Below are 16,643 nucleotides of genomic sequence, written 5' to 3'. Positions count from 1 at the left end.
GTTGGGAAGTGACACGAAAGGAGCCTCCGATGCGCGCACGCGACCTGATGACCGCGCCAGTGATCTCCGTGCACCCGTGGACGTCCGCCAAGGAGGCGGCCGAGCTGTTGTCGATGCACGGCTTCACCGCCCTTCCCGTCGTCGACGACGACGATGGGCTGATCGGCATCGTCACGGAAGCCGATCTGATCCGCGGCCGGATTCCCGTGGATCCCCGGCACGCCCACGAGCACCACGAAGCCACGTCCGCGGGCAAGACGGTCGGGGACCTGATGACCAGTCCCGCCACCGCGATGGACACCGGCACGGACATCGCGGACCTGTGCCAGGCCCTGGTGGACGCCCGGATCCGGGCGATGCCAATCGTCGACGGCTCGGCCGTCGTCGGCATCGTCACCCGCGGCGACGTCGTCCGCATGCTCGCGCGGGAGGACCTCGACATCGCCCGGGACGTCAAGCACCGCTTGGAAATCTACGGCGGTGGTGGCCGCTGGAAGATCGACGTCCGCGACGGCTGCGTCCACATCACCGACCAGTTCGACGACGACACCGACCGGCACGTCGCCCGGCTGCTGGCGCTGGCCGTGCCCGGCGTCGTCGCCGCCGACACCGCCTATGCGGGTGAGGAGCAGAACCGATGATCACCACCGAACCGAGGATCACCGTCGGCGTCGACGGCTCGGCGGGCAGCACCGCCGCTGTCGCCTGGGCGGCGAAGATCGCTTCCCGGCGCCACCTCCAGCTGAAGATCGTGCACGGGCTGCAGGTCGCCGGCCTCTACTACGGCGGCGGCATGACCGGAATCGGCGCCGCGACGCTGTTCGAGGCGGTCCAGGCGGACGGCGAACGCGCCGTCGCCGACGCCCGCGCCCTGGCCGCGTCGGTCGACAAGGACCTGGTCATCGTCACCGAGCTGCCCAACGATCCGCCGGTGCCGATGCTGATCGACGAGTCGCGGCACGCGCGGCTGCTCGTCGTCGGCCGGACCGGCACCGGTGGGTTCGCCGGCATGTTGCTTGGCGGAACCGCGGCTTCGGTCGCGAGCCACGCGCACGGCCCGGTCGCGGTCGTCCGGGGCCGCGCCGACGGTACCGTCCCCGAAGCCGGGCCGGTGGTGGTCGGTGTCGACGGCAGTCCGAACAGCGAGCAGGCCGTCGCCGTCGCGTTCGAGGAAGCCTCGTTGCGCGGCGTGCCGTTGGTCGCGGTGCACGCTTGGAACGACGTCACCTACGAGGACACCCGCGGCACTGCCCGCATCCTCACCCAGCCGGAAAGCCTCGAGGAGGGTGAGCAGCGGCTGTTGACCGAGCGGCTGGCGGGCTGGCAGGAGAAGTACCCCGACGTGGAGATCCGCCGGCAGCTGGTCCGCGACCGGCCGCGGACCGTCCTGCTGGAGGCGAGCGAGACCGCGCAGCTGGTGGTCGTCGGTTGCCGCGGGCGTGGTGGTTTCACCGGGATGGTGCTGGGTTCGACCAGCCAGGCGCTGATCAACCACGCCTCCTGCCCGGTGCTCGTCGTCCGCCCGGAGAAGAAGGCATGACCGCCGTCGAAACGCGGCCGTCGGTGCTCGGCAGCACCGAACTGGCCCAGGTGGATGCGCTCTGGCGGGCCGCGAACTACCTTGCGGCGGGCCAGATCTACCTGATGGCGAACCCGCTGCTGCGCGAACCGCTGCGTCCCGAGCAGGTCAAGCCGAGGCTGCTCGGGCACTGGGGGACCTCACCGGGCCTGAACTTCGTCTACGCCCACCTCAACCGGGCGATTCTCACCCACGACCTGAACGCGATGATGGTCACCGGACCCGGTCACGGTGGGCCGGCGCTGCTGGCCAACACGTGGCTGGAGGGCAGCTACACCGAGGCGTGGCCCGCGGTCACGCGGGATGCCGAAGGCATGCGGGAGCTGTTCAAGCAGTTCTCCTTCCCCGGGGGCGTGCCGAGCCACGTCGCCCCGCAGGTGCCCGGGTCGATCCACGAAGGTGGGGAGCTGGGCTATTCGCTGGCGCACGCCTTCGGGGCGGCGTTCGACAATCCCGGTCTCGTGGTGGCGTGTGTGGTCGGTGACGGTGAGGCCGAGACCGGTCCGCTGGCGACGTCGTGGCACGCGAACAAGTTCCTCGATCCGGTCCGTGACGGCGCGGTGCTGCCGATTCTGCACCTCAACGGCTACAAGATCGCCAATCCGACGGTGTTGTCCCGTATCGCCCCGGCCGAGCTGGACGCGCTGCTGCGCGGGTACGGCTACGAGCCGATCTACGTCGAAGGCAGTGACCCGGAGACGATGCACCAGGCGATGGCCGCCGCGCTCGACTCGGCGGTCGCCGACCTCGCGGTGATCCGCCGCCACCACGGACGGCCGGCGTGGCCGATGATCGTGCTGCGCAGCCCCAAGGGCTGGACCGGTCCGTCCGTTGTGGACGGCTTGCCGGTCGAGGGCACCTGGCGTTCCCACCAGGTGCCGCTGGCCGAGGTCCGGCGCAATCCCGAACACCTGCGCCAGCTGGAAGAGTGGCTGCGTTCGTACCGGCCGGAGGAGCTGTTCGACTCGAGCGGCCGCCCGGTCGCGGACGTCACGGCGATGATTCCGTCGGGGGAGCGCCGGATGGGCGCGAACCCGAACGCCAACGGGGGCGTGCTCCTGCGCCCGCTCACTTTGCCGGACGTCGCGGCTCACGCGGTCGCCGTCCCGGCGCCGGGTACGACGGTGGCCGAGCCGACTCGCGTGCTGGGCCGGTTCCTGCGGGACGTGTTCACGCTCAACGCCGGAAAGGCGAACTTCCGGCTGTTCGGCCCCGACGAGACGGCGTCCAACCGGCTCGACGCGGTCTACGACGTCACCGGCAAGCAGTGGCAGGCGGCGGTCGAGCCGGTCGACGAGCATCTGACCCATGACGGCCGCGTGCTGGAGGCGCTTTCGGAGCACCTGTGCCAGGGCTGGCTCGAGGGCTACCTGCTGACCGGCCGGCACGGGCTGTTCAACTGCTACGAGGCCTTCGTGCACATCGTCGACTCGATGGTGAACCAGCACATCAAGTGGCTGCGAGTGCACCGGCAGATCCCGTGGCGGCGCCCGGTCGCGTCGCTGAACTACCTGCTGACCTCGCACGTGTGGCGCCAGGACCACAACGGCTTCTCCCACCAGGACCCGGGGTTCGTCGACCACGTTGCCAACAAGAGCAGCGAGGTCGTGCGGATCTACTTCCCGCCGGACACCAACACGCTGCTCGAAGTGGCGGCGCATTGCCTGCGCAGCCGGGACTACGTGAACGTGGTCGTGGCGGGCAAGAACGACAGCCCGAATTGGCTCGACGCGGAGCAGGCCGCGTTGCACTGCGCGCGTGGCGTGAGTATCTGGGAGTGGGCGAGCACGCACACCGACCGGGAGCCGGACGTCGTCCTCGGCTGCGCCGGCGACGCCCCGACGCTGGAGATCCTGGCCGCCGCGAAGATCCTGCGCGCGGAGCTGCCGGACCTGGCGGTGCGCGTGGTGAACGTGGTCGATCTGATGCGTCTGCAACCGGAGATCGAGCACCCGCACGGGCTTTCGGATCGGGAGTTCGACGCGTTGTTCACCCCGGACCGACCGGTGATCTTCGCCTACCACGGTTACCCGTGGCTGATCCACCGCCTGGCCTACCGCCGGACCAATCACCATGACATGCACGTGCGCGGCTACACCGAGCACGGCACGACGACCACGCCGTTCGACATGCTGGTGCTCAACCACATGGACCGGTTCCAGCTGGTGATCGACGTGATCGACCGGGTACCCGGCTTGGTCGCGACGGCGGGTGTCCTGCGGCAGCGGATGACCGAGGCCCAGGGCCGGCACGGCCGGTGGATTCGCGAGCACGGCGAGGACCTGCCGGAGATCCAGAACTGGGCCTGGGAGGGCTGAAAGGTGGCCGCCGCGGTCCCACCGCGGCGGCCATGCTAGCCGGGCGCGTCCGAGAGAGGTCGCGGCAGGCCGGCTCCTCGGTGCCCGCCTCGCCACTCGAGCATCGCGCCGGCACCGAGGACCACCGTGGTCATCGGCGCTTCGGGCGTCGTTCAGCGCAGCGGCAGCGCGAACTCGACGTACGGCCCGGTACCCCGGTGCTCCGGGTCCGGAACCAGCACGCCGCGCACGCCGCCGGACGCAGGGCGATGGTGTTCCGAGGCCCACGTGAAGAGTGCCCCGACCGCGACCTCGACCTGGCTTCCGGCGCTCCACGGACCGGGAGTCTCCTGCCGGACGAACGCTTCCTGGTGCGCGGGCTCCGTGCGCAGGGTCAGGTCGGGGAACCCGGCCGCGATCTCGGCGGCCCCGTCCTCGGGCACCGGCCAGCACCACTCGACCGGGCCATCGCTGTCCCCGCTCACCTCCCCGTGGTAGATCATGAACGGCGCACCCGCCGTCCCCTCGACCTGCGGAACACCGCCCCGGCGCAACCGGTGGATGAACAACTCCCGGGTCATGGGCTCCAGCTCGTCCTGGTTCACCCTGCTGATCACGCTGAGCACCCGTCGCTCCGGGACATCGCGGACAGTGACCTCGTACATGGCGGACTTCCTCCCGTGAAGGTGATCGACGAGGCGGCCCACCAGCACGCGCTGGGCGGCGTGCTCGGCTTCGGTCTCGGCCCAGTAGCCGCGGATCTCCTCGGCGGCCGCGGCCGGCTCCAGCGCCAGGATGGCCCTGATCCGGGCCAGCGGGACACCGGCCCGGCGCAGCGAGGCCACCAGACGTGCCTGGTCCAGCTGCGTGACCGCGTACCAGCGATAGCTGTTGCCCGCGTCGACGTGGGCCGGCGCCAGCAAGCCGAGTTCGTCGTACAGCCGCAGTGCCTTGGGCGACAGCCGCGACAGCCGCGAGAACTCGCCGATACCGACCATGCTCATGGTGGACTCCTCGTCCCGGGCGGGTGCCCGGTCACGACCACTCTGCGGCTTCCCCGAAGGTGAAGGTCAACCAGCCGCCCCACACCGGGGTCGACTTGAGACTGGCGACAAGCGCGGTGGCCATGTGTCGCCCGTCGGGCGCCGCTCGGAGGCTTCGAGACGACGGAGGCCAGACCACAACGCGTTCAAATCCGAGTTGATCGATGCGTCGAAGGTGTGGACCGGGACGCAGGACGAAGTGCAGCGCGATCGGCGAGGTGGATCGCGGGCAGCGTCGCGAACTCCGCCGGGCGGTGGGTGACGACCAGGGTCGGGCGGCCCTCGGTCGCCGTCAGCACGTCGGCCGCCAAGGCCGCCGCCGTGGGGGCGTCCAGGTGGGCTGTCGGTTCGTCGAGGAGCAGGATCGGGCGGTCCGACAGCAGTGCGCGGGCCACGCCGATGCGCTGACGTTCGCCACCCGAAACGGTGGTTCCGTGGGTGCCCAGCGCCGTGTCGAGGCCGTCGGGCAGGGCGCTCAGCCACAGGCCCAACTGGGCCAGGTCCAGGGCGGCCGTCAGCTCGGCGTCGGTGGCGGACGGCCGGGCCAGCCGGAGGTTCTCTCGCAGCGTGCTGTCGAACAGGTGTGTCTCCGGTCCGCACCAGGCGATCTGCTTCCGCACCGAGTCGCCGTCGTAGGTGCGGGTGTCGACGTCGTCGAGCAGGACGTGGCCGGTCGACGGGTCGAGGTAGCGCATCAGCGCCGCGATCACCGTGCTCTTGCCCGCGCCGGACCGGCCGGTCAGCGTGAGCCGCCGGCCGGGGCCGAGCCGCAGGGTGACGTCTTGGACAGCGTCGTGTCGGGTGTCGGGCCAGCGGACGGCTAGCCGCTCAGCCGCCAGTTCCATCGCGGCGGGCGCGGGCGGCGCGGGTGCGGACTGCACGGCCGGAAGGGCGTCGAGGTTCGCGAGCCGGCCTGCGGCGTGCCCGGCGCCCAAGAGGCGTTGCGCCGCCTCCGGCAAGCCTGCCACCAGTTCGGCGGTCGCCAGTGGCGTCAGCGCCAGTACGGCCAGCGCCGGCCCGGGGATGGTGCCCGCGCGGACGGCCAGGATGCCCAGCACGAGGCAGGCGACCGACGTCAGGCCGACGCCGAGGGTCGCGATCCCGGAACCGAGCCCGCGCCGGATCGCGGACCGGCGGGCGAGGGTGGTCAGTCCGGCGTCGAGTTCCCGCAGCCCGGAGTGCCGGCGCACCGCCGCGTCGTGGGCGATCAGGTCGGCCGACGCCTGGAGGAGCTCGACGGTGCCCGCGGCGAGCTCGGTCCGCAACCGGGCGGTCTCGCGCTGGGCTCGGCGGGCCGTGAGCGCGGCCACCAGGGGGGCGAGCACACCGGCCGCGAGCAGACCCACGGCGGCCGCGAGCCCGGCGCCGGGCAGGATCACGCCCAGCGTGACCGCGGTCGCGGCGAGCACGGTGAACGTCGAGATCCCCGGGACCAGGCCGCGGACCAGGACGTCCTGCTGGCTGTCCACATCGGACACCAGGCGGTGCAGCAGATCGCCGCGGCGCAGCCGGGACGTGCGGGCCGGGCCGATCCGGACCAGCCGGTCCCAGACCCGCACGCGCAGTTCGGTGAGCGCGCGCAGCGCGACGTCGTGGGACAAAAGGCGTTCCAGGTAGCGGAGTATGCCCTTGGCCAGGCCGAACGCGCGCACGGCGACGATCGCCACCATCAGGCTCAGCACCGGCGGGTGCAGCGCGGCACTGGCGATCAGCCACGACGACGTGGCGGTCAGCGCCACCCCGCAGCCCAGGGCGGCGGTCGCGGCGAGGCACGCCAGGGCCAGGCGCCACCGGTACGGGCGCACGGCGTCCAGCAGCGGCCGCCACTTCGAGCCCGAACCCTCTACCCTGGATGCTTCGGTGGACGGTGCGGCCACGGCAGGGCGAGTCACAGCAGGTGCCGCGACGGGTGCGGGCGGCGCGGCCGTCGCGGTGAGCGGCGCGCCCAGGGCGACGACCCGGTCGCACCCGGCCAGCACCGCGGGGTGGTGACTGATGATCACGGCGGTCCGCCCGGCGAGCACCTTCGGCAGCCGGTCGAGGATGGCGGCCTCGGTCTCCGCGTCGACGCCCTCGGTGGGTTCGTCGAGCAGGATCAGCGGTCGGTCGAGCAGCACCGCGCGGGCCAGCGCTACACGGCGGCGCTGGCCGGTGGACAGCCCGGCGCCGAGCTCGCCGACCACAGTGGACAGCGAGACGTCGAGCGCGGCGGTGTCGGCGGCGGCGAGCACGGCGTCATCGGTGGCGTCGGGGGAGCCGAGCCGGATGTTCTCCGCCACGGTCCCGGCGACGAGGTGCGGCTGCTGCGGCACCCAGGCGAGGTGCCGGTGCCAGGTGGCGCGGCCGATGTCGGCAAGATCCACGTCCCCGAGCAGGACCCGGCCGCGGTCGGGCCGCCGCCAGCCGAGCAGGACGTCGAGCAGCGTCGACTTCCCGGCTCCGCTGGGCCCGGTCACGCCGACGACTTCGCCGGCCGGGACGCGGAGGCAGAACCGGTCGAGGATCGGCCCGGACCGTCCTTCGACCGCGACGTCTTCGCAGCGCAGTGCCACGCGGGTGAGGTCGGGAACCGTTCGGGTGCCGGTGTCGCCGGCGGGGGTGTCGGCGAGGGCGATGATCTCTTCGGCGGCGGCGAGGCCTTCGGCGCTGTCGTGGAAGCGGGCGCCGACCGCCCGCAACGGCAGGTAGACCTCCGGCGCGAGGATCAGCACGACGAGCGCGGTCTCCAGGTCCAGCTCGCCGGCCAGCAGCCGCAACCCGATCGACACGGCGACGACCGCGACCGACAGGGTCGCCAGCAGCTCCAGGGCCAGCGCGGACAGGAACGCGACGCGCAGGGTGCGCAGGGTCTGGGTGCGGTACTTCTCGGTGATCTCCCGCAGCGACCGGATCTGGGCACGGGCGCGGCCGAACGCGGTCAGCTCGGCGAGCCCGGCGACGAGGTCGAGGAAGTGGTGGCCCAGCAGCGAAAGTGTCTTCCATTGCCGCCGGACGTCGCGCTGGGTGTAGAGGCCGATGAGGATCATGAAGATCGGGATCAGCGGCACCGTGAAGCCCACGATGACCGCCGCGACCCAATCGGCGAGCAGGATCCGCGCGCCGACCACCAGGGGGACGACCGAGGCGATCAGCAGCTGCGGCAGGTAGCGCGCAAAGTAGCCTTCCAGGCGGTCGACGCCGTGGGTGGCCAGCGAGGCGACTTCGGCGGGGGAGCGGTCGGCCTGCCGGGGCCCGATCCGCAGGGCGGCCGTGATCACGGTCTCCCGCAGCTGGGAGAGCGCCCGGGCGGCGGCGCGGTGCGCGGTCGTCTCCGACAGCCACGCGACGCCGGACCGGGCGAGGACCACCAGCACGAGCATGCCGACCGGGACCAGCAAGCTCTTCAGCGCGAAGCCGTCGAGGAACGCCCACGTGATCGTCTTCGCCAGCAGCTCCGCCTGGGCGAGCACCAGCATCGCGGTGAGCACGCCCAGGGCGGCGCAGGCGAGGACGAACGGCCGGACCGCGTTCGCGTGGCGGAGCAGCCGCGGGTCGAGGGGCTTCACCGGCGGACCGTGGGCAGGCCGCCGCCGGCGGGGATCGAGGTGCGGCTGATCCGCCTGCGGAAGACCCAGTACGTCCAGGCCTGGTAGGCCAGCACGATCGGGGTGAACGCGACCGCGACCCAGGTCATGATCTGCAGCGTGTAGGGCGTCGAGGACGCGTTCGTCGTGGTCAGGCCGAACGCCGGGTCGGTGGTCGAGGGCAGCACGTTCGGGTAGAGCGACCAGAACAGCGTGACGGTGACGGCGATGATCGCGCCCGCGGTGCTCGCGAAGGCGAAGCCGTCCCGCTCGCCAGTGGCGAACAGCACCGCTGCAACGAGCAGGGCCGCGGCGATCGCGGAGCTCAGCCACGCCCAACCGCCGTGCTCGATGGCGGTGTAGGCGAGGAAGACCCCACCGAACACGATCGCCGTGCCGCCCAGTGCCCGGCTCAGCGTGCGGGCCCGGTCGCGCAGGGCGTCGGTCGTCTTCAGGGTGAGGAAAACCGCGCCGTGGAAGGAAAACAGGCTGAGCGTGGCCAGGCCGCCGAGCAGCGCGTAGGGGTTGAGGAGGGTGAAGAACGTGCCGGTGAAGTGGTGCTGCGCGTCGAGGGGGACGCCGTGGACGATGTTGCCGAACGCCACGCCCCACAGCAGCGCCGGGGCGGCGGAGCCGAAGACGATGATCCAGTCCCAGGCGTTCCGCCAGCGCGGGCTGTCGAGCTTGCCGCGGAACTCGAACGCGACGCCGCGCAGGATCAGCGCGACCAGCACGAGCAGCAGGGCGAGGTAGAAGCCGGAGAACAGGCTCGAGTACCAGAGCGGGAAGGCAGCGAAGGTGGCGCCGCCGGCGACGAGCAGCCAGACTTCGTTGCCGTCCCAGACCGGGCCGATCGTGTTGATCAGCACGCGGCGGTCGGTGTCGTCGCGGCCGAGGACGCGCAGCAGGGTGCCGACGCCGAAGTCGAAGCCTTCGAGGACGAAGTAGCCGGTCCAGAGGACCGCGATGAGCAGGAACCAGATGTCGGTGAGGGCCATGGCGGTGCTCCGTCAGTAGGCGAAGGCCGCGGGGCGCGGCTCGTCGGATTCGGGTTCGTGGGGCGCCTCCGGTGGTGGGGGACCGGCCTTGGCGTAGCGGACCATCAGGACGCCGTCGACGACCGCGAGGACGCCGTAGAGCACGGTGAACACGATCAGCGAGGTCAGCACGCTGCCCGCGGGGACGGTCGGCGACACCGAGTCGGCGGTCTTGAGCACGCCGAACACCGACCACGGCTGGCGGCCCATCTCGGTGAAGATCCAGCCGACGCTGTTGGCGAGGAACGGCAACGCGAGCCCGGCGGTCGCGACCGGGAAGAACCAGCGGGCGCGCGGGGTGCGGCCGCGGCGGAACAGCCAGAGCCCGGCCAGGGAGATCAGCAGGCAGAGGAAGCCGAAGCCGATCATCAGGCGGAACGTCCAGTAGCTGACCGGGATGTTCGGGCGGTACTCGCCGGGGCCGTAGGCCTGTTGTTCGGCGGCCTGCAGGTCGTTGATGCCCTCGACGCGGCCGTCGAAGGTGCCGGTGGCCATGAAGGAGAGGACGCCGGGGACGCGGATGCTGAACTTCTCCTGCGAGCCGTCGAGCGAACCGATGGTGAACAGCGAGAACGACGCGGGCGCGACGGTGTCGTAGAGGGCTTCGGCGGCGGCCATCTTCATCGGCTGCTGCTCGGTCATCAGCCGGGCCTGCAGGTCACCGGTGACGATCACGCCGAGGCTCGCGATCAGCACGGTGACCAGGGCGAGCTTCATCGACGGCCGGAAGACGTCGGCGTTGCGGTTTTTTCGAAGCTGCCAGGCACTGATCCCGACGACGAACATGCCGGCGGTCAGGAAGCACGCGGTGATCGTGTGGGCGAACGCCCCGACCGCGGTCGAGTTGGTGAGCACGGCGCCGAAGTCCTTCAACTCCGCACGGCCGGTCGTGGGGTTCACGATCGAGCCGACCGGGTGCTGCATCCAGGAGTTGGCGGCGAGGATGAAGTACGCCGAGAGCACGGTGCCGATCGAGGCGATCCAGATCGTCGCGAGGTGCAGCTTCTTCGGCAGCTTGTCCCAGCCGAAGATCCACAGGCCGAGGAACGTCGACTCGAGGAAGAACGCGAGCAAGCCCTCGATGGCCAGCGGCGCGCCGAAGATGTCGCCGACGAACGTGCTGTAGTCCGACCAGTTCATCCCGAACTGGAACTCCTGCACGATGCCGGTCGCCACGCCCATGGCGAAGTTGATGAGGAACAGCTTCCCCCAGAACTTCGTCATCCGGCGGTACTTGTCGTTCCCGGTCCGCACCCAGGCCGTCTGCATCCCGGCGACCAGGAACGACAGCCCGATGGTCAAGGGGACGAAGATGAAGTGGTAGACGGTGGTGATCCCGAACTGCCATCGGGCGAGGTCCAGGGTGCTCATCCGGTTCTCCTGCTCGCGCTGTCACTGTTGTCCCCGGCAGCATCCGGTTCGTGGGCGCTCCGGCGAGAGGGTCCTTGGTCACTTTCCGGATGGTCACCGGTCCCTGCCGCCAGGGGTCCGGCGGTCGTAGGCTGATCTGCGTCCAGTCCGAGACCAGGGAGGTCGGAATGCTCCGCGTGTTTCTCGTCGACGATCACGAGGTGGTCCGTCGTGGCGTCGCCGACCTGCTGGACGAGGACGAAAACCTCACCGTGATCGGGCAGGCCGGCAGCGTGTCGCAGGCGCTGGCCCGGATCCCGGCGTTGAATCCGGACGTGGCGGTGCTGGACGTGCGGCTGCCGGACGGCAACGGCATCGAGTTGGCGCGTGAGCTGCGGTCGAAGCTGCCGGAGCTGAAGGTTCTGATGCTGACCTCGTTCACCGATGAGCAGGCGATGCTGGATGCGGTGATGGCCGGGGCGAGCGGGTTCGTGATCAAGGACATCAAGGGCATGGACCTGGTCTCGGCCGTGCACGAGGTCGGCGCCGGGAGATCCCTCCTGGACGCGCACGCGGCCGCCGCCCTGATGAGCAAGCTGCGGGACAGCCAGACCAAGAAGGGTCCGCTGGCCGATCTGTCGGACCAGGAACGCAGGCTGCTGGAGCTGATCGGGGAAGGTTTGACCAACCGCCAGATCTCCGAGCGGATGTTCCTCGCGGAGAAGACGGTCAAGAACTACGTCTCTCGCCTGCTGACCAAGCTCGGAATGGAACGCCGTACCCAGGCCGCGGTCCTGGCCACCGAACTCCGCAACCAGGGCGAGTGAATTCCAGACACATCGGTAACGGCCGGTCATGAGATCCCGACCTTGATCGTATGCCGCCGCGACCACGATTCATGCACATGGTCGATGCCTCTCGCGATGAGGCGCAGTTGGCCGTGCGTTTGTACAACGACCCCTCGGAGATTCGCTCGTTCGAGGGCTTCGTCGTCCACATGCACCTCGCCTGGCTCTACCTTCTGCACGCTGAGCTCACGCGGGACGGCGTCGATTTCCGGTACTGGCGTACCCAAGGACGTACTCGGCGCCTCGAACGCATCGACGGTGAGCCGAAGCGCTGGGACCTGGCCACCTGCGTCCGGCACCGTTGGCCCGACACCATGCAACCGGCTCGGGCCAACCTCGAGTTCTTCATCGCGTTGCGCAACAAGATCGAACACCGGTACGCCCGCGAGCAGCAAGCTCTCACCGCCGCGGTGGGAGGCCAAAGCCAGGCCCTGCTGCTCAACTACGAAGAGGAACTCACCGGTCAGCTTGGCCCGGGCTCGTCCCTTGCCAGCCGCTTGCGGTTTCCGGTCTTCGTCGGGAGCTTCACCGACGACGGTGAACGCACACTACGACGGCTGCGCTCGCAACTCCCGGCGCCATTGCGCACCTTCATCGCCGAATACGACGCCGGCCTCGACGATTCGGTCGCCCGGGACCCGCGTTACGACTTCCGGCTGCGCGTCCTCCAGGAACTCGCGCCCAAGGATCCGGACGCGCTCGCGGTCCAGTTCACCCGCTACGACGACTTGACGGAAGAACAACGCCAGGTCGTCGAGGCGATCGGCAGGAAGGGCTACGTCGTAGTGCGAGAGCGCAAACGACCTGTCGTCGGCCATGGGTTGCAGAAACCGACGCAGGCGGCGAGGAAGATCCAGGACCGCATCCCGTTCAGTTTCAATACAGCGCTTTTCACCATCGCCTGGAAGAAGCTGGGCGTCCGCCCCTTGGTAGGTGACCCACATCCCGAAAGGACGGACGAGAAGTACTGCCTGTACGACGAGCGACACAACGATTACGGCTACACCCAGGCCTACATCGACAAGCTCGTCCGGGGATGCGCGAGCGAAGCGGCTTCCGGGCGTTGCTGGGGACGGCTCCCCGAGACAAGGTGACCGGCGACTGGGTGGGACCACCCCCGCCGGGCGCAACACCGCCCTGGAGGCGGCCGCAGCCGCCGGCGGAGCATTCCGCGACGGCGAACGCGATGCGCTCAGCCTGACTCGCGTCCGGCCTGCTCACGCGCTGAGCTGAGTGGGCTCCAGCAGGACGTCGTCCAGGGACCGGCGAGGAGTCCACGGCACCGGCGCGCCGCGGCCGAGGCGCAGGACTATCTGTGGCCACAGCCCACCACCCAGCAGCTGACGCAGCTCGGTCCGCACCGCGGGGACCTCCACCGGCTGCGAAATGAACGACGCGTCCAGCCCGGCGGCGGTCGCCGTCAAGAGCACCCGCTGCATGGCCTGACCAGCGCGGATTCGGTCGACGCGTGTGTCGTCGAAGGAGCCGATCACGACGACCAGGGGCTCGGTGTCGTCGGTCCGGCCGCGCCGCTGCGAGCCGAAGTCCCGCAGGACCCAGCCGCCGTTGTCCGAGGGCATCGCCCCGGCCGCGTATTCGGGGACGCCGTCTCGGCTGCTCCGGTCGCGTGCAGTCCAGTATTGCCACTCGGCGAGGAACGCGGGGTCGGCGAGCTGGGCGAGGTGGCTCTTGTGCACGAGCTCCCGCAAGTCCTCCAGCTGCTGCGTGCTCAACCGGGGCAGCCACGCTTGTTCGACCTCGGCGGCGTGCCGCAGCTCGGCGACGACTGAGGCGGGGATGACGGCCGTCTTGAACGGCGTGCGGTTGGTGTGGCGGCGGGGGATCGCGTCGGCCAGCCGGACGAGCCGCGGGTCGGGCTTGCGGGCCGCGTACGGCCGCACGACGGCCAGCAACGTGGGGTCGTCACGTCGCGGAAGCAGCGTCGTCGCGGGGTGCGCGCCGAGTGCGTGGATGGCGGTGCGCAGGTTGAACAGCGCGGCCCCGCACGAGAGGAGCAGTTCTCGCTGGTCGGCATCGGCAGCCGGCAGGGAGCGGTCCGGATCGGCGTGCAGCTCGATGCCCGCGGGAGTGCAGCGGAACCGCCAGGGCTGCGTGTTGTGCGTCGACGGAGCGAGCGTCGCGGCACCGATCACGGATTTCACCTGATCGGGGTCCAGCAGGCCGATCGAGGTGATGGGCAATGTCATGGTTTCCCCTCGGTGCCAGGACAGGCACACTGTCGTACGGATGGCTCAGCGCCACGATCTCTCCGGGCGTGGGCCCGGGGAAAGGGCAGAAAGTCACCAGCGGTGTTGCCGAAGCCGGAAATGCGGAGGTTGGGTACAGGGTGTCGGTGGACGAGATCGGAAATCGGGCGGCGGACGGGGCCGGTCCGCGGCGGATGGCGGGGACGCTGTCCGGGCTGCGGCTGCGCGAAGTGCTGCGCGACCTGCAGGACCGGATCGAACTGCTGATCGGCACCCGCGACAAGATGGACGGCCTGCTCGACGCGGTCTTGGCCGTCGCGTCCGGGCTGGAGCTGGACACCACGCTGCGGCGGATCGTGCAGGCCGCGATGGAACTCGGCGAGGCGAAGTACGGCGCCCTCGGGGTACTCGCCGACGACGGTTCCATGTCGGAGTTCATCTACCTGGGCATCGACGACGACACCCGCCAGCTGATCGGGGACCTGCCGACCGGCCACGGGGTGCTGGGGGTGGTCATCGACGAGGCCAAGCCACTGCGGATGGAAGAGATCTCGGCCCATCCGGCGTCGATCGGGTTCCCGGTCCACCACCCGCCGATGCACTCGTTCCTCGGGGTCCCGGTCCGCGTCCGTGACGAGGTCTTCGGACGGCTGTACCTGACGGAGAAGAAGAACGGGGAGCCGTTCACCGACGACGACGAGGTCGTCGTCCAGGCGCTGGCCGCGGCGGCCGGTATCGCGATCGAGAACGCACACCTCTACGAACAGGCCCGCGTGCGGCAGCAGTGGCTCGCGGCGACCAGCGAGGTGACCACCGAGCTGCTGGGCGGTACCGACCCGGCCGAGGCGCTGACCACCATCGCGAGCCGGGCGTTGGAGCTGACCGGCTCGGACGTCACGATGCTCGCTTTGCCGAACTCCGGGCGCTTGGACGTCGATGAGGACTGGGGCGACGAGGTCGACGACCTGACCGTGACCGTCAGCGCCGGTGCACGGGCCGCGGAACTGTCGGGTCTGCACATCGAGCTCGAGGCCAGCGTGCCGGGCGCGGTGTTCCGGGACCGCACGCCCCGCAGCGTCCCCGAACTTGACCTGGGCAAGCACCGCTTCGGGCCCGCGCTGGTGGTTCCGCTGCGCGCGGGGGACCGGACCACCGGCGTGCTCATCGCGATCCGGGAATACGGGGCCGGGTCGTTCGAGTCGACGCAGCTGCCGGTGGTGGCCTCCTTCGCCGATCAGGCGGCGCTGGCACTGCAGCTGGCGGCGCAGCAGCGGGCCGCCCGCGAGCTGGACGTGCTCGGCGACCGCGACCGGATCGCCCGCGACCTGCACGACCACGTGATCCAGCGGTTGTTCGCCGTCGGTCTGTCGATGCAGAGCACCCAGCGGCGGACCAAGTCCCCGGAGCTGCAGAAACGGCTCGGGGACAGCATTGAGCAGATGCACGAGATCGTCCAGGAAATCCGCACGGCGATCTTCGACCTGCACGGCGGCGTGGCCGGCGAGACCGGGCTGAGGTTGCGGCACCGGCTGCACGACGCGATCGCCGAGCTGACCGACGACGCACCGGTGCACCCGGCGGTCAGCATGTCCGGTCCGCTCGACACCGTGCCCACCCAGCTGGCCGAGCACGTGGAGGCGGTGGTGCGCGAGGCGGTCAGCAACGCCGTCCGGCACGCCGAAGCCGCGACGTTGGCTGTATCGATCGCGGTGAAGGACGACATGATCCGCGTCGTGGTGGTCGACGACGGCAAAGGACTGCCGACGGACGTTTCGCCGAGCGGGCTCGGCAACCTCGGTGACCGCGCGGCGGCCGTGGGCGGGCAGTTCTCCATCGATTCCGTCCCGGCGGGCGGCCTCAAGCTGGAGTGGTCGGCCCCGGTCGGCTGAGTGGCCCCGGATTGCCCGAGTCGAACGTGTGTTCTATTCTGTGTGGGTGTCGGGCGGAGTGGGGAAGACTCCGCCCGGCACCCTTCCTCCCCTCGGCGCGTCGGCCCGCCTCAGTTCGCGGCCGACACCGCGCAGCTCAGCGCGAGATGGCGCGCAATGCGCTCCCGCACTCTCCGGGGTGAGCTGGGCCCACCCCGGAGAGGTCTCGTTCTCCCCTTGCCGCCGACGGTGACGATGCGGCCGGGCTGAGTAACGGCGCGATTGGTCCGCGGGCGGGCATTCGGTGACGAAGGTCCTCGCGGTTCGGGTAGTCCGGCCGCGTCGCGGCACCCGCTGCCCGAGGTCTCCTTGTGGTGCGAAGCCCGTCGTCGCGGAGAGGAGAAACACGATGACTGCCTTGGTGCCGGGTTCACGCCTGGCGTTGCCGAGCATCGCGGCGTGGCTGGAGAACCCCTGGCCGTTCGCCGAGCACAACCCCGTGCGGATCGAGGAGTCCACTGAGGACGGCAAGTTCCTCGTCCGTGCGGAACTGCCCGGCTTCGACCCGGAGAAGCACATCTCCGTGACCACCCACAACGGGCTGCTGACCATCTCCGCCGAACGTGAGGCGAAGGAGCAGGCCGAAGGCCGTAGCGAATTCTTCTACGGCACCTTCAGCCGCACGGTCAGCCTGCCGGCCGGGGCCGACCCGGCGAAGGTCAAGGCGACGTACACCGACGGCATCCTCGAGATCTCGATGCCGGTTTCGGAGCACCCGCGTGACAAGCACGTCAAGATCCAGGTCACCAAGAACTAGGTGACCGTCCCTGCGGTGGGCGCGGCCCCTGGTC

At 70.3% G+C, this 16,643-nt stretch carries 12 protein-coding genes; 7 read left to right on the top strand and 5 right to left on the bottom strand.

The window, feature by feature from the left end:
- Positions 1–29: 29 nt before the first annotated feature.
- Genes AB0F52_RS38890 through AB0F52_RS38880 form a run of 3 tightly spaced genes read left to right on the top strand, consistent with a single transcriptional unit; the run spans position 30 to position 3,897 of the window.
- Positions 30–641 carry a CBS domain-containing protein gene (locus AB0F52_RS38890; protein ID WP_360181969.1) on the top strand — a complete coding sequence of 204 codons (612 nt, stop codon included), beginning with the start codon at positions 30–32 and terminating at the stop codon, positions 639–641.
- Positions 638–1,540, top strand: a complete 903-nt coding sequence (locus AB0F52_RS38885; RefSeq protein WP_360181966.1) for a universal stress protein — start codon at positions 638–640, stop codon at positions 1,538–1,540. The genes AB0F52_RS38890 and AB0F52_RS38885 overlap by 4 nt, the downstream gene beginning before the upstream one ends.
- Complete coding sequence (locus AB0F52_RS38880; RefSeq protein WP_360181963.1) at positions 1,537–3,897, top strand: phosphoketolase family protein; 2,361 nt, start codon at positions 1,537–1,539, stop codon at positions 3,895–3,897. Before AB0F52_RS38885 ends, AB0F52_RS38880 begins: the two co-directional genes overlap by 4 nt.
- A 152-nt stretch (positions 3,898–4,049) precedes the next feature.
- Here AB0F52_RS38880 and AB0F52_RS38875 read toward each other — a convergent pair whose 3' ends face one another.
- From AB0F52_RS38875 to AB0F52_RS38860, 4 genes are all read right to left on the bottom strand, one after another.
- A complete protein-coding gene (locus AB0F52_RS38875) occupies positions 4,050–4,880 on the bottom strand; it encodes a MerR family transcriptional regulator (protein WP_360181960.1) in 831 nt (276 codons plus the stop codon).
- 185 nt (positions 4,881–5,065) lie between these two features.
- Positions 5,066–8,464, bottom strand: a complete 3,399-nt coding sequence (cydD, locus tag AB0F52_RS38870) for a thiol reductant ABC exporter subunit CydD (RefSeq protein WP_360181957.1) — start codon at positions 8,462–8,464, stop codon at positions 5,066–5,068.
- The gene (gene cydB, locus AB0F52_RS38865; protein WP_360181954.1) at positions 8,461–9,480 is read right to left on the bottom strand and encodes a cytochrome d ubiquinol oxidase subunit II; all 1,020 of its coding nucleotides are present in this window, start codon (positions 9,478–9,480) and stop codon (positions 8,461–8,463) included. The genes cydD and cydB overlap by 4 nt, the downstream gene beginning before the upstream one ends.
- 12 nt (positions 9,481–9,492) lie before the next feature.
- Entirely contained in the window at positions 9,493–10,890 is a 1,398-nt protein-coding gene (locus AB0F52_RS38860; protein WP_360181951.1) for a cytochrome ubiquinol oxidase subunit I, read from the bottom strand.
- Positions 10,891–11,057: 167 nt separating this feature from the next.
- On the opposite strand from AB0F52_RS38860, the gene AB0F52_RS38855 reads away from it, so the two are divergent.
- Both AB0F52_RS38855 and AB0F52_RS38850 read left to right on the top strand, forming a co-directional pair.
- On the top strand, positions 11,058–11,696 hold the full coding sequence (locus tag AB0F52_RS38855; protein ID WP_360181948.1) for a response regulator transcription factor: 639 nt from the start codon (positions 11,058–11,060) through the stop codon (positions 11,694–11,696).
- A gap of 77 nt (positions 11,697–11,773) precedes the next feature.
- Positions 11,774–12,811 (top strand): DUF3644 domain-containing protein, encoded by a 1,038-nt coding sequence (locus AB0F52_RS38850; protein ID WP_360181945.1) that lies wholly within the window; start codon positions 11,774–11,776, stop codon positions 12,809–12,811.
- A gap of 123 nt (positions 12,812–12,934) precedes the next feature.
- Here the strand turns inward: AB0F52_RS38850 and AB0F52_RS38845 are convergent, their stop codons facing one another.
- Entirely contained in the window at positions 12,935–13,924 is a 990-nt protein-coding gene (locus tag AB0F52_RS38845) for a nitroreductase family protein (RefSeq protein ID WP_360181942.1), read from the bottom strand.
- Between the two features lie 194 nt (positions 13,925–14,118).
- Between AB0F52_RS38845 and AB0F52_RS38840 the strand changes: the two genes are divergently transcribed.
- Together AB0F52_RS38840 and AB0F52_RS38835 are read left to right on the top strand one after the other, a co-directional pair.
- Positions 14,119–15,813, top strand: a complete 1,695-nt coding sequence (locus tag AB0F52_RS38840; protein WP_360182257.1) for a GAF domain-containing protein — start codon at positions 14,119–14,121, stop codon at positions 15,811–15,813.
- Between the two features lie 388 nt (positions 15,814–16,201).
- Entirely contained in the window at positions 16,202–16,609 is a 408-nt protein-coding gene (locus tag AB0F52_RS38835; protein WP_360181939.1) for an Hsp20/alpha crystallin family protein, read from the top strand.
- Positions 16,610–16,643: the final 34 nt, after the last annotated feature.

It is taken from the genome of Amycolatopsis sp. NPDC024027, assembly GCF_040638975.1.
Classification (GTDB): Bacteria; Actinomycetota; Actinomycetes; order Mycobacteriales; family Pseudonocardiaceae; genus Amycolatopsis.
The sequence above is the reverse complement of the archived record's forward strand: the minus strand, read 5'-3'. Positions and strand labels throughout refer to the sequence as shown.

Coding starts and splice junctions, on each gene's coding strand:
- AB0F52_RS38890 (WP_360181969.1), top strand. CDS start 30: ATGCGCGCACGCGACCTGATGACCGCGCCAGTGATCTCCGTGCACCCG.
- AB0F52_RS38885 (WP_360181966.1), top strand. CDS start 638: ATGATCACCACCGAACCGAGGATCACCGTCGGCGTCGACGGCTCGGCG.
- AB0F52_RS38880 (WP_360181963.1), top strand. CDS start 1,537: ATGACCGCCGTCGAAACGCGGCCGTCGGTGCTCGGCAGCACCGAACTG.
- AB0F52_RS38875 (WP_360181960.1), bottom strand. CDS start 4,880: ATGAGCATGGTCGGTATCGGCGAGTTCTCGCGGCTGTCGCGGCTGTCG.
- cydB (WP_360181954.1), bottom strand. CDS start 9,480: ATGGCCCTCACCGACATCTGGTTCCTGCTCATCGCGGTCCTCTGGACC.
- AB0F52_RS38860 (WP_360181951.1), bottom strand. CDS start 10,890: ATGAGCACCCTGGACCTCGCCCGATGGCAGTTCGGGATCACCACCGTC.
- AB0F52_RS38855 (WP_360181948.1), top strand. CDS start 11,058: ATGCTCCGCGTGTTTCTCGTCGACGATCACGAGGTGGTCCGTCGTGGC.
- AB0F52_RS38850 (WP_360181945.1), top strand. CDS start 11,774: ATGGTCGATGCCTCTCGCGATGAGGCGCAGTTGGCCGTGCGTTTGTAC.
- AB0F52_RS38845 (WP_360181942.1), bottom strand. CDS start 13,924: ATGACATTGCCCATCACCTCGATCGGCCTGCTGGACCCCGATCAGGTG.
- AB0F52_RS38840 (WP_360182257.1), top strand. CDS start 14,119: ATGGCGGGGACGCTGTCCGGGCTGCGGCTGCGCGAAGTGCTGCGCGAC.
- AB0F52_RS38835 (WP_360181939.1), top strand. CDS start 16,202: ATGACTGCCTTGGTGCCGGGTTCACGCCTGGCGTTGCCGAGCATCGCG.